The organism is Streptococcus wuxiensis (assembly GCF_040888245.1).
In the GTDB taxonomy this organism is placed as follows: Bacteria; Bacillota; Bacilli; order Lactobacillales; family Streptococcaceae; genus Streptococcus; species Streptococcus wuxiensis.
Genome location: NZ_JBFNFE010000006.1, coordinates 49,553 through 63,421, shown reverse-complemented (window position 1 = coordinate 63,421; position 13,869 = coordinate 49,553). Strand labels below are relative to the sequence as shown.

The following is a 13,869-nucleotide window of genomic DNA, read 5'->3' as shown; positions in this document are numbered from 1 at the left end:
GTTTAAATACTTTTACCTGGTAAGAGACTAACTGGTAAGAAATAACCAGTCGTAGCAACTTCTTTCCCCTCGATTTTTTGAAGTAGTAAATCAACTGTCAGGCGAGCAATTTCTTCCAAGGGTTGTTTAATGGTAGTAAGGTGAGGATAGAAATTTTCAATGAAATAAGTTCCGTCATAGCCGATCACTTTGAGTTTATCAGGTACAGAGATTCCAAGCTCCTGGGCAATCTTAATAACCAAAATAGCAGTCAAATCATCAGAGGCGAAAATCGCATCTGGTTTTTGTTTGGTCAGGATATTTTTAATTTCCATTTCCTTACGAAGGGGTGAAAAGTCACTGGAAACATTGATAATAGGAGCCTTTGGCAAGATTGAAGCAAAACCAGCATGACGAAGTCCAGTTGGTGAGTTGGAGTTATCATTACCTGTAATCATAATAACAGATTTGGCTCCAGTTTTAGCCAAGGTCTGAGCGGCTAGGACACCACCAGCATAGTTGTCAGAAGAAACGACAGGGATATCTGGAGACAGGTTACGGTCAAAAGAGATGATTGGAGCCGTTACGCGATTGTAGTCTTCAATTCCCAAGTTATGACTACCAGAGATGATTCCATCCACTTGGTTGGCTTCTAGCATTTCAAGATACTCACGTTCTTTTTCCGAATCGTGCTCACTATTGCAGATGATGGTCTTGTAGCCTTTTTTGAAGAGTTCGTGTTCCAATTTGTCAATCAATTCAGCATAGAAAACATGGCTAATTTTTGGGAAAATCAAACCGATTAACTTGGCTGATTTCCCTTGGAGGCTACGAGCAAGGTTGTTAGGTTTATAGCCCAACTCTCGCATGGCCTCATTGACCTTTTGGATGGTTTTTTCAGATAGATAGCCTTTTTTATTGATGACACGTGAAACAGTAGTAGGGCTGACACCAGCCAATTTTGCGACATCAGTCAGTTTTGCGACCATATTCTAATTCGTAGTAAGTTCCAGTTGGGTTTCCAGATTTAATGAGAATTCCATTTTGGTTCTCATGTGGGAAGACACGACCAGAAAATACTTTTTCTCCTTTATTGATGAAAATTTCAAAGACTGAGTTGTCGATGAAGATATTGACAGTAGTTGCTTGCTTGTCAATAGGACATGAGCGAGTAGTTCCAAATTCTTGAGCGTATTGCTCACCTGCTTGACTACGATCAACGGTTACTTGGCCATTGACAAGGTCGAAATTGATAGATAGCCCCTTTCCGTCTTTATCAGCAAGAAGGATGATTTCACTTTGGCTATTAGCCTCTAAGTTCAGCTCAAGTTCGTAGCTATTCTTAGTTTCAGAACGATTTGAAAATTCCTCTTTTGAAGCTCGAAGGTACTTGATGGCTTCTACAGGGTACTGATAGAGTTTGCCATCTTTAATGGTAAGTTCTTTTACCAATGAAAAAGTTCCTTGATGGTCAAAACGGTCAGATGGATAAGACACATCTGGCAAACCAAGCCAACTAACAGCGAGAGCACGTCCATCCGGAGCGTTAAAAGCTTGAGTAGCATAGGCTTCGAAACCATAGTCTAGATTGTGTAGTTCAGACACATCTACCAAACGAGCATTTTCAGGGTCGAAGGAAGCACCAATTTTATACATATTTGGATAAATATTGTCATATTCAAGAACTTTTTTATCCAAACCTTGTGGGCAGTAGAGAAGGACAGGTTGTTCTCCGACAAAGACAAGATTTGGGCACTCCATCATATAGGCAGTGCGGTCATTGTTGAAGTCCAAATCACCAACTTCTTGCCAGTTTGTATAATCATTATCGACTGCTTTGTAGAGACGGACGAATCCTTTTTTCTCCAAGTCTTGTCCACCAACGATTGCGTAGTATTGTCCTTTAAAGTTAAAAATCTGTGGATCGCGGAAGTGGTCGGTAGCATCAGCTGGTTGATCAATCAAGACCTTATCAATCTTTTCAATCTTGCCGTCCTTATCCATTAAGGCACCAATCTGATAAGGGTGACGCACCCAATTTTCATCACGGACATTTCCTGTATAGAATAGGAACAATTGATCACCAAACTGCATAGCAGATCCAGAGTAAGCGCCGTGGCTATCAAGTGGAGTATCAGGTAAGATTTTTACACCTGTTTCAGTAAAGTGAACCAAGTCGTCACTTTCAAGCTGAACCCAAGATTTCAATCCATGAGCTGCACCAAAGGGGAAGTTTTGGTAAAAGACAACCCACTTGCCATCAAAGTAAGAAAAACCGTTCGGATCGTTAAGGAGTCCTTCCTTTGGTTCAATGTGATAGCTGACATGCCATGGTGATTGCGCCATCTTTTCTTGGAGTTCTTTTCTTTCTTCTTGTGTCCAATCTTCATAGCGTCTATAACGACGCTCGGTAGTCCATTCCATTTATATTCCCTCCATAAATTCTACTATCTTTATAGTAAACGTTTCCTTATAAAAAAGCAAGTCTTTTATATCGAAGTTAAGAAAAAAATGTCAAACGATTGACAGATAATTAGAAACCTATTTTTATGAAAATCAATGAAAATATGAAAGTTTTTGAAAATATTCACATAAAAACATGTAGAGATAGGCGATTTTGAGAGAATTTTATTAAGAAAGTAGCAAAAACTATCAAAAATTTTAGCAATCAAAAAACTTTTTCTGCAAAACGCTTGACATATTTTTGAAAGATGATAAAATAATACTCGTAGGGCGAGTAAAATCGCTTTCAAACAAGAACAAATTTTTTTATAAGGAGATTTTTGCAAATGACCAATACAGAAATTGCAAAAAAAGTCATCGAAGCCTTGGGTGGACGTGAGAACGTCAACAGTGTAGCTCACTGTGCGACTCGCCTCCGTGTTATGGTAAAAGATGAAGCGAAAATCAATAAGGATGCTATCGAGAACTTGGAAAAAGTTCAAGGTGCTTTCTTTAACTCAGGTCAATACCAAATCATCTTTGGTACTGGTACAGTAAACAAGATGTACGATGAAGTCGTAGCTCTTGGGTTGCCAACATCTTCTAAAGAAGATATGAAAGCAGAAGCTGCAAAACAAGGAAATTGGTTCCAACGTGCCATCCGTACTTTCGGTGACGTCTTCGTTCCAATCATTCCAGTTATCGTAGCAACTGGTCTCTTCATGGGTGTTCGTGGTCTCTTGACTGCTCTTGGAATGACACTTCCACAAGATGTGACAACTTATACTCAGATCTTGACAGACACTGCCTTTATTATCTTGCCAGGATTGGTTGTTTGGTCAACCTTCCGTGTATTCGGTGGTAACCCAGCCGTTGGTATCGTTCTTGGTATGATGCTCGTTTCTGATTCACTTCCAAATGCCTGGGCTGTTGCGTCTGGTGGTGAAGTAACTGCAATGCAGTTCTTCGGATTTATCCCAGTTGTAGGTTTGCAAGGTTCAGTTCTTCCAGCCTTCATCATCGGGGTTGTCGGAGCTAAGTTTGAAAAAGCAGTTCGTAAGGTTGTTCCAGATGTACTTGACCTCTTGGTAACACCGTTTGTAACACTCCTTGTAATGTCAATCCTTGGATTGTTTGTTATCGGACCAGTCTTTCACGTTGTTGAAAACTACATTCTCATTGGAACAAAAGCTATTCTTAACTTGCCATTCGGACTTGGTGGTTTCTTGATTGGTGGAGTTCACCAATTAATCGTCGTATCAGGTGTTCACCACATCTTCAACTTGCTTGAAGTTCAATTGCTTGCTGCTGACCACGCTAACCCATTCAACGCTATCATTACTGCAGCTATGACTGCTCAAGGTGCTGCAACTGTTGCCGTTGGTGTGAAAACTAAAAATCCTAAACTTAAAACTCTTGCTTTCCCAGCTGCTCTTTCTGCCTTCCTAGGTATTACTGAGCCTGCTATCTTCGGGGTTAACTTGCGTTTCCGTAAGCCTTTCTTCCTTTCATTGATTGCTGGTGCAGTCGGTGGTGGACTTGCTTCAATCCTAGGACTTGCTGGTACTGGTAATGGTATCACAGTCATCCCAGGTACAATGCTTTACATTGGTAATGGACAACTTCTACAATACCTTCTTATGGTAGCTGTATCATTTGCACTTGGTTTTGCTCTTACTTACATGTTTGGTTACGAAGATGAAGTAGAAGAAGCTGCAGGTGCTATTACTGAAGCTGAAACAGATCGTTTGACTGAAGAAGCAGTTACTGGTGCTGTTGTTGCACCGAGCGAAGGTGTTATTCAAACACCAATCGTTGGTGACGTTGTTGCTCTTTCAAATGTGAATGACCCAGTATTCTCAAGCGGAGCTATGGGACAAGGAATCGCCGTGAAACCTAGTCAAGATGTTGTCTATGCACCAGCTGATGCTGAAGTAACAATCGTCTTCCCAACTGGCCATGCTTATGGATTGAGAACAGCTAACGGTGCTGAAATCTTAATTCACGTTGGTATCGACACTGTTTCAATGAACGGTGAAGGCTTCAACCATAAAGTTGCTCAAGGTGACAAGGTTAAAGCTGGAGATGTTCTTGGAACCTTTGACTCAGCTAAGATTGCTGCTGCAGGTCTGGATAACACAACTATGGTTATCGTAACAAACACTGCAGACTTTGCTTCAGTAAATCCAGTTGCTTCTGGATCAGTTGCTAAGGGTGACGCAATCATCGAAGTTAAAGCTTAATAAAACAAAAAAACGAACAAATGTCATGTTTGTTCGTTTTTGCTTGAATGGTAAAATTTACAGAGGAAAATCTAAAATATTGAGCAATTTTCAGTCTGGAAATATGCTATAATAAAGAAAATAAATACAAGAGGTTAATCATGACAAAACTATACGGAAGCTTGGAAGCGGGCGGTACAAAATTTGTCTGTGCTGTCGGAGATGAAAACTATAACGTTGTAGAAAAGGTACAATTTCCTACAACAACACCTATCGAGACAATCGATAAAACGATCGAGTTCTTTTCAAAATTTGAGAACCTTGCAGGACTTGCCATTGGTTCATTTGGTCCAATCGATATTGATAAAAACTCAAAAACTTACGGGTTTATCACAACAACTCCAAAACCTAACTGGGGAAATGTAGACTTGCTCGGTGCCCTTCGTCGTGCTCTAAATGTGCCAATGTATTTCACAACAGACGTAAACAGTTCTGCATACGGTGAAGTAGTTGCTCGTAACAATGCTGGCGGTCGTATCGAAAACTTAGTTTACTACACAATCGGTACAGGTATCGGAGCTGGTGTTATCCAACGTGGTGAGTTTATCGGTGGTGTTGGTCACCCTGAAATGGGTCACTATTATGTGGCTAGACACCCAATGGATATTGAAAAAGAATTTAATGGTGTTTGTCCTTTCCATAATGGATGTTTGGAAGGTTATGCAGCTGGTCCAAGTTTGGAAGCTCGTACAGGTGTTCGTGGGGAAAACATTGAACTGAATAACTCTGTCTGGGATGTTCAAGCCTACTACATTGCTCAAGCCGCAGTGAATGCGACTGTAACTTTCCGTCCAGATGTCATCGTCTTTGGTGGTGGGGTTATGGCTCAACAACATATGCTTGACCGTGTACGTGAGAAATTCACAGCCCTACTCAATGGCTACCTACCAGTTCCAGATGTACGTGACTATATCGTGACTCCAGCTGTTGCTGGCAATGGTTCAGCTACACTAGGAAACTTCGTTCTTGCTAAGAGCGTTGCAAAATAAGAATAAAAAATTAGAGGCTGGGACAAAAAGTCCTAGCCTCTTTTTGATGTTGGAGTGTCGAGCAAGACGCAGTGGTTGAGTGGGCTCTACTACGCTGATGTCATCAGCTTTTACAGCCCTACTCAACTGCGCGGAGGTGGGACGACGAAATCGAATTCTAACGACTTACCGATTTCTGTCCCACTCTCTTTTTCTATTTTCGTTTCCTGATGGAAAATATTTTGCCAAGTTTCGTGGCGGCGCCAGATACTGGTGTGAATGGTGTCACCGACTTGATAGCGGATGAGTTTTGTTTTCTGACTGATCGAGGTTAGATGAAGCTCTTTAATGGCAGATGTCAGTTCTTTTTCAGCCTTATAGGCATCCTTGTCCAGTTCTTGGCCGTCCTGGCGGATATAAATGAAGTCTTCTGCAAGTAACTCTTCCAGTTGATTTCCTTGGTCAATCAGTTGCTCTCTCATGAGCAATTTTTTATAGACATTATCTAGGATTTCATCTTCAGGGATTGGTGCTGGTTCGATATGAATGTCTGTGTCAAAAACACCAAAGCGTTCTGATAACATTGATTCAACCTGGTCCGCAATTTCATGACTTTCAAAAACAGACAGGTCTGGGTTCATTTCCAGAGTAATGTCTAGATAAATATTGCTTCCGTAAGTACGACCGCGTTGAGATTTGACCTTGCTAATTTTAGGAATTTCCATGATAGCCTTTTGATAATCTTCTAGCAAGTGTTCGTCAAAACCGTCAGAAAGGCTGAAGGATGACTCGATAAAGATATCATAAGCAGTTTTAAGGATAAAGAAGGTAATGATAATGGCGACCAACTTATCCACGATTGGATAATTGAAGCTGCTGGCTAGAATAGCAATAGATGTTCCAAGAGAAGTCACTGCATCTGACAAATTATCCTTGGCTGCAGCCTTAAGGGCCTTGGACTTAGACTGTTTGCTCAGATGGGTATTGTAGAGATAAACGGCAAACATGATGATGGCAGAGATGACTCCCAGAGTCGCCCCAAGTGGATCAATGACCGTTTGCTCACGGCTGAGTATCTTTTGAATGGTATCCCGTAGAACATCAAAACCAACGTAAAACATGATGATGGAAGTGATGAGACTTGCCAAGTCCTCTATTTTCCAATGACCGAAGCGATGGTCTCTATCTGCCGGTTGGCGAGCCAAACGAATCCCGATGAGGAGGGCCACGTTTCCGACGATATCTGAAACGTTGTTAAAACCATCTGCCACCAAACTTGATGAATGGAGCAGGTGTCCGGTTGCTAGCTTAGCTGCAGACAAGAATAGATAGGTCAAAATGCTGATAATAGCACCACGCTCAGCTAATTTTAAGTTTGAAACCGATTGATTCATCTAACTTCCCTTCTAGCATTTTAGTATTCTTTCATTATACTGGTTTTCCAAGGAAAATTCAAATGGAGGAAAGTTTGAATTTTTACATTAAACTGGTTTTTCATAAGTAAATGTGGTAGAATTATTTAGATAATGGGAGGAATAAATGAAAAAGAATTATTTATTTACAGGATTAATATCTTTATTTTTTACCGTATTGGTTTGGCTAACTATGGTAACTAGTGTGAAAAAAGGTATTCCATTTTCAGATGCAAGTATTTTTGAATATTTTGGATATGCAATGAATAATGGAGAATTAATGTATGCTAATTTATTTGATCATAAAGGCCCTGTGATTTTTATTTTGAATTATTTAGGTTATTTAATTGGTGGGTCATTAGGCATAAAGCTTCTGTATTTGTTTTGTACTTTTTTCTTTTTTGTAATTAGCTTTTTGACTTCAAAGTTATTTACGGGAAATAAACAATCGATATTAGTTTTATTTTTAATTTTTTTGGTCTATGAACATTTTTTTGATGGTGGTTGGAGTTTAGAAGGGTATATTCTTCCTTTAATTTCTTACTCTTTATATGTGTTTTTAAAATTCTTCATTAAAAATAATATCAAAAATTATGAGATTATATTAGCGGGTTTATGTTTTGCAATTGTATTTTTTACGAAAGCAAATATGATTGGGATCTGGCTTATTTTTGGTCTTTATATAATAGTTCATTATGTTACCTTGAAAAGGTATAAAGATTTGATTAGTACAATTGTTAGATTTTTCATTGGAGTGTTAATTTTTACGATTCCTTTATTTATTTATTTAATTTATAAAGGTATTTTTTTTGAGATGTTATATCAATCGATAGGAATTAATTTTATATACACTACAGAATCTAATAATGGATCGATAAAAGAAATATTTAAATGGTATTTATCTCAATCTAATTCATTAAGTTTAAATTTAATGATTCTCATATCATCTTTTCTATTATGGGAAAAGTTTAAATATAAATCAATTCTATACCATGTCGCCTTCTTATTATGTTTGTTACTAGCTCTTATTTCGAAACGTAGTTATGGACATTATATTCTTGTAATTATTCCACTATTAGTACCGTATATTTCTTATATGTTTAACTTATTTAAAAATTTTACTATAAAGAAATTTACATTATTATTATTAGGTTTGTGTGTCATATATCTGGCGAACATTAATTATGTAAGGGAAAGCATAAAAACAAGAGATAGAAATTCATCTTATTTACAACAAAGTGTTGCAAGCTATATAAAAAGTAATTCTCAAGAGGGAGATAGAATTTATACTCATCGTCAAAATGGAACAATCTATTTATATAGTGAACGGTTATCCAGTACTAAATTTTTCTTTATTCCAGCTGTAACCAACGATAAAATATTAATCGAAGATTTCAAAAAATCCATTACTGAAAATCCTCCACTTTATATTGTTTTTGATACTGAATGGGATTATGGGAAATTGACAGATTCTTTTATAAAAGAATATGTACGTAGTAATTATAAGTTAGAAAAACAGATTGAAACATCTATGATTTATAGAAAAATAGGAAGTTAAGATGAGTAGAAATAACCCGATTTTATATATCGTGATTCCATGTTATAACGAAGAGCAAGTATTACCTTACACAAATCCAATGTTTATTGAAAAGATTGAATCTTTAATCAATACTGGACAAGTGCATCCAAACAGTAAAGTGATGTATGTCAATGATGGTAGTAAAGATGCGACGTGGTCATTAATTCAACAATATGCAAAAGAAAATAGTCATGTTGTTGGTATTGCACAAAGCAGAAATCGCGGTCATCAAAGTAGTGTTCTTGCTGGTATGTACGAAGCTGCAGAATTTGCGGATATCGTGATTACCATTGATGCAGATGGTCAAGATGATATTCATTGTATGAATCAGATGATTGCTGAATACAAGTCAGGCTCAGAGATAGTCTACGGCGTTCGAGATAACCGAGAGACAGATTCAGCCTTTAAACGTATTACAGCAGAGGGATTCTATAAAGTGATGCATTTATTTGGAGCGGATGTCGTTTTTAATCATGCGGACTATCGTTTAGTCTCCAAACGTTTTATTCATGAACTTGCTAAATTTAAAGAAGTAAACTTATTTCTTCGTGGCATTATGCCTCTTGTAGGATTTAAGTATTCCTACGTGACTTATAAACGTCATGAGCGAATTGCTGGAGAGAGTCACTATCCACTTTCTAAAATGCTTGGTCTAGCAATGGATGGTATTACGAGCCTATCTATTAAACCCATTCGCTTGATTACTAGCTTGGGAGTCTTGACTTCGTTTTTAAGTTTCTTATTGATAATCTGGGTTTTGTGGAGTAAATTTGCTGGTAACGTAGTAGCTGGATGGGCCAGTACTTACGCAATTGTAAGCTTACTTGGTGGAGTTCAACTGATTAGTCTTGGTGTAATTGGAGAATATATTGGAAAAATCTATTTAGAAACCAAGCGCCGTCCAAGATATATTATTAGTGAACGTACTTATAATGAGAATGAAGATTAACTATACCTCAACCCTTGAAAACTTTTGAAATTCTGATATAATAGAACTACTCAAGGGAGTAGCTGGCGGTTTACCGCGATAGTGTCGTCATTACGAATTATTTCCGGCACTATATTAAACAGCGAGACTTGTTTTTTTAAAAAACAGGTCTCTTTTTTGTAAAAAGAGGCCAAAAAGGAGGAGACTGTTTTGTCAAAAGAACAAAATAAAGACTTGTTTTACACACAAACCTCAGAAGAAGTCCTAAAGAACTTGGACTCATCGATCGAAGGTTTGTCAACTGCCCAAGCTCAAGAACGCTTAGCGACTTATGGTCGAAATGAGTTAGAAGAGGGAGAGAAACGTAGCCTATTAGCTAAATTCCTTGATCAATTTAAGGATTTGATGATTATCATCTTGCTCGCGGCAGCGGCACTTTCTGTGGTTACAGAAGGGATGGATGGTTTAACAGATGCCATTATCATCTTGGCCGTTGTTGTCTTGAATGCTGCCTTTGGGGTTTACCAAGAAGGGCAAGCAGAAGCAGCCATTGAAGCTCTGAAAAATATGTCTAGCCCGATGGCTCGGGTTCGTCGTGATGGTCATGTGATTGAGATTGACTCGAAAGAATTGGTACCTGGAGATATCGTCTTGCTTGAAGCGGGAGATGTGGTGCCTGCCGATATGCGTTTGCTTGAAGCGGCGTCTCTTAAAATCGAAGAAGCTGCTCTTACTGGTGAGTCTGTACCGGTTGAAAAGGATATTACTCAAATGGTAGAAGCAGATGCTGGTATCGGAGATCGTGTTAACATGGGTTACCAAAACTCAAACGTAACATACGGTCGTGGTATTGGTGTCGTGACCAACACTGGTATGTATACAGAAGTTGGTAAGATTGCAGATATGTTGGCTAATGCTGACGAGACAGAGACACCATTGAAGCAAAGCCTGGAACAATTATCTAAGGCCTTGACTTACTTAATCATTGTGATTGCAGTGATTACCTTCTTGGTTGGTGTCTTTGTTCGTGGTGAACATCCATTAGAAGGCTTGATGGTGGCAGTTGCCCTTGCAGTAGCGGCTATTCCAGAAGGGCTTCCTGCCATTGTAACTATCGTTCTATCTTTGGGAACTACAACCCTTGCAAAACGTAATTCGATTGTCCGCAAATTGCCAGCGGTTGAAACGCTTGGTTCAACAGAAATCATCGCATCTGATAAAACAGGTACCTTGACTATGAACCAAATGACGGTTGAGAAAGTTTATACCAACGGTCAATTGCAAAGCTCTGCAACAGAAATTGCGGCTAGCAACAATACCCTTCGTGTCATGAACTTTGCCAACGATACCAAGGTAGACCCATCTGGCAAATTGATTGGTGACCCAACTGAAACTGCTCTTGTACAGTTTGGTTTGGACCACAACTTTGATGTTCGTGAAGTCTTGAAGGATGAGCCACGTGTGGCTGAATTGCCATTTGACTCAGACCGTAAGCTTATGTCGACTATCCATAAGGAATCTGACGGTTCTTACTTTATCGCTGTCAAGGGTGCACCTGACCAATTGCTCAAGCGTGTGACTCGTATCGAAGTCAATGGGGAAGTTCGCCCAATCACAGAAGAAGATAAAAATGCCATCCTTGCAACCAACAAAGACTTGGCTAAACAAGCCCTTCGTGTCTTGATGATGGCTTACAAGACAAGTAACGAAATTCCAACCTTGGAATCTGAAATTGTTGAATCTGACCTTATTTTCTCTGGTTTGGTCGGCATGATTGACCCTGAGCGTCCAGAAGCTGCAGAAGCTGTCCGTGTTGCTAAGGAAGCAGGTATCCGTCCAATCATGATCACTGGTGACCACCAAGATACAGCGGAAGCTATTGCCAAACGTCTTGGAATCATCGATCCAAATGATACAGAAGACCATGTCTTCACGGGTGCTGAGTTGAATGAACTCACTGATGAAGAATTCCAAAAAGTCTTCAAGCAATACTCTGTCTACGCGCGTGTATCGCCTGAACACAAGGTTCGCATCGTTAAAGCTTGGCAAAATGAAGGTAAGGTTGTCGCTATGACGGGTGATGGGGTCAACGATGCACCTTCACTTAAGACAGCTGACATTGGTATCGGTATGGGGATTACAGGTACAGAAGTTTCTAAGGGAGCTTCGGATATGGTCCTTGCTGATGATAACTTTGCAACCATTATCGTAGCGGTAGAAGAAGGACGTAAGGTCTTCTCAAATATCCAAAAATCAATCCAATACCTCTTGTCTGCTAATATGGCTGAAGTTTTCACCATCTTCTTTGCAACCTTGTTAGGTTGGGATGTGCTTCAACCAGTGCATTTGCTATGGATTAACCTGGTAACAGATACGCTACCAGCCATCGCCCTAGGTGTGGAACCAGCTGAGCCAGGTGTCATGACCCACAAACCACGTGGTCGTAAGTCTAACTTCTTTGATGGTGGTGTATTTGGAGCAATCATTTATCAAGGGATTTTCCAAACTATGCTCGTTTTAGGTGTTTACGGATGGGCACTTCTCTTCCCAGAGCACCAAAGTCATACTGAAATCCATGCGGATGCCCTTACCATGGCTTTTGCAACTCTTGGTTTGATCCAATTGCTCCATGCCTTTAACGTTAAGTCGGTTTACCAATCAATCTTTAAAGTGGGACTCTTTACCAACAAGACCTTTAACTGGTCTATCCCTGTTGCCTTTGTCCTCTTGATGGTGACAATCTTGGTTCCAGGATTTAACAGTCTCTTCCACGTTTCTCATTTGAGTTTGACTCAATGGATAGTGGTCGCTGTAGGAGCACTCATGATTGTGGTTCTTGTTGAGATTGTCAAAGCAGTCCAACGAGCCCTTGGAAAAGATAAAAACGCTATTTAAGCACTATGAAAAGTCATCTTCGGATGGCTTTTTGTTTATATATAAAGATAAACTGCCAAAGATTTTGTGTTATAATCAAGTAGACTGATATCGTATGGAGGAAAGAGTCTTGGAAAAGAAAATTGTAACAGATATCTTGTTTTTGTCGCAGGTATCCCAGCCTGCTAGTCAGGAAGATCTACCCCTAGCAAAGGACTTACAAGATACCCTACAGGCTAACCGAGAAACTTGTGTTGGACTGGCCGCCAATATGATTGGGGTGCAAAAACGCGTCATTATTTTTAATATCGGCATGATTCCCATGGTCATGTTTAATCCTATTCTCCAATCCTTTGAAGGTCCATACAAGACGGAGGAAGGATGTTTGTCTCTGACAGGTGTCAGACCGACAACTCGGTATGAAAAGATTACCGTGGCTTATCGGGATATCCATTGGCAAGAACAGACCATTACCCTGACAGGATTTCCTGCTCAGATTTGCCAGCACGAACTGGACCATTTGGAAGGGATTATTATTTAGGCTTAAATCCTTGGTAGTCCTAAAAAAATATGCTACACTAACACTATGAAAATTCTAATCCCAACTGCAAAAGAAATGAACACCCAAATCTCTAGTTTAGAGGCACAACCTTTGCGTCCTGAAAGTCAGGCAGTGCTGGATGCATTGGCAAGATATTCTGCCCAAGAGCTGGAGAACTTTTACAAAATTTCCGCCGAAAAAGCGCAAGAGGAATATGACCATATCCAAGCCTTGAAAAATGGAACTGCGACAAACTATCCAGCCTTGCACCTCTTTGATGGACTCATGTATCGCAACATCAAACGGGACAATCTAACCAAGGAGGAGCAAGCCTATCTCGAAAAACACCTCATGATAACGTCAGCTCTCTATGGTGTGATTCCAGCCTTTGCGCCGATTGCACCTCACAGACTGGACTTTTTGATGAAGCTCAAAGTCGCTGGAAAAAGCTTGAAAAGTCACTGGCAGCTAGCCTATGAGGAGTCAATGAAAGACCAGGAGTTAATCATTTCTCTCTTGTCTTCGGAGTTTGAAAATGTCTTTCCTAAAGAAATTCGTGAGAAAATGGTGACCTTCAAGTTTATGGAAGAAAGAGATGGAAAACTTAAAATCCACTCAACCATTTCTAAAAAAGCTAGAGGTGCCTTCTTAACAGCCTTGATGGAAAATCAAGTAACTTCGGTTGAAGAGATTACAAAACTCAGCTTTGCAGGTTTCAATTATCGAGAAGACCTGTCTAGTGACAAGGAATTGGCTTTTGTAAAATAGAGTCTGTCCGAGATTGTATCAGGGCAGACTTTTTCTGTGATTTGGTGCTCCTATTTTTAGTTTAGAATGGTAGGAATTTTCTCACAATTTTGGTAT

Annotated in this window: 10 protein-coding genes; 7 read left to right on the top strand and 3 right to left on the bottom strand. The window is 39.5% G+C overall.

Annotation, left to right across the window (positions count from 1 at the left end):
* Positions 1 to 2 precede the first annotated feature (2 nt).
* Entirely contained in the window at positions 3 to 968 is a 966-nt protein-coding gene (locus AB2B47_RS07385) for a LacI family DNA-binding transcriptional regulator (protein WP_320693982.1), read from the bottom strand.
* Positions 949 to 2,403 (bottom strand): sucrose-6-phosphate hydrolase, encoded by a 1,455-nt coding sequence (locus AB2B47_RS07380; RefSeq protein ID WP_320693981.1) that lies wholly within the window; start codon positions 2,401 to 2,403, stop codon positions 949 to 951. Before AB2B47_RS07380 ends, AB2B47_RS07385 begins: the two co-directional genes overlap by 20 nt.
* A gap of 365 nt (positions 2,404 to 2,768) precedes the next feature.
* Between AB2B47_RS07380 and AB2B47_RS07375 the strand changes: the two genes are divergently transcribed.
* Both AB2B47_RS07375 and scrK read left to right on the top strand, forming a co-directional pair.
* Positions 2,769 to 4,664, top strand: a complete 1,896-nt coding sequence (locus AB2B47_RS07375) for a sucrose-specific PTS transporter subunit IIBC (RefSeq protein ID WP_320693980.1) — start codon at positions 2,769 to 2,771, stop codon at positions 4,662 to 4,664.
* A 140-nt stretch (positions 4,665 to 4,804) separates the two neighbouring features.
* Positions 4,805 to 5,692, top strand: a complete 888-nt coding sequence (gene scrK, locus AB2B47_RS07370; RefSeq protein ID WP_320693979.1) for a fructokinase ScrK — start codon at positions 4,805 to 4,807, stop codon at positions 5,690 to 5,692.
* A gap of 122 nt (positions 5,693 to 5,814) precedes the next feature.
* Here the strand turns inward: scrK and AB2B47_RS07365 are convergent, their stop codons facing one another.
* Positions 5,815 to 7,065 carry a cation diffusion facilitator family transporter gene (locus tag AB2B47_RS07365; RefSeq protein WP_320693978.1) on the bottom strand — a complete coding sequence of 417 codons (1,251 nt, stop codon included), beginning with the start codon at positions 7,063 to 7,065 and terminating at the stop codon, positions 5,815 to 5,817.
* Between the two features lie 145 nt (positions 7,066 to 7,210).
* Here AB2B47_RS07365 and AB2B47_RS07360 point away from each other — a divergent pair, with 145 nt between their 5' ends.
* From AB2B47_RS07360 to yaaA, 5 genes are all read left to right on the top strand, one after another.
* A complete protein-coding gene (locus AB2B47_RS07360; protein WP_320693977.1) occupies positions 7,211 to 8,641 on the top strand; it encodes a hypothetical protein in 1,431 nt (476 codons plus the stop codon).
* A 1-nt stretch (position 8,642) separates the two neighbouring features.
* Positions 8,643 to 9,611, top strand: a complete 969-nt coding sequence (locus AB2B47_RS07355) for a glycosyltransferase family 2 protein (RefSeq protein WP_320693976.1) — start codon at positions 8,643 to 8,645, stop codon at positions 9,609 to 9,611.
* Between the two features lie 189 nt (positions 9,612 to 9,800).
* Positions 9,801 to 12,485 carry a cation-translocating P-type ATPase gene (locus tag AB2B47_RS07350; protein ID WP_320693975.1) on the top strand — a complete coding sequence of 895 codons (2,685 nt, stop codon included), beginning with the start codon at positions 9,801 to 9,803 and terminating at the stop codon, positions 12,483 to 12,485.
* A gap of 109 nt (positions 12,486 to 12,594) precedes the next feature.
* Positions 12,595 to 13,005, top strand: coding sequence for a peptide deformylase (locus AB2B47_RS07345; protein ID WP_320693974.1), 411 nt, complete (start codon positions 12,595 to 12,597; stop codon positions 13,003 to 13,005).
* Positions 13,006 to 13,050: 45 nt separating this feature from the next.
* Entirely contained in the window at positions 13,051 to 13,773 is a 723-nt protein-coding gene (yaaA, locus tag AB2B47_RS07340) for a peroxide stress protein YaaA (protein WP_320693973.1), read from the top strand.
* Positions 13,774 to 13,869: the final 96 nt, after the last annotated feature.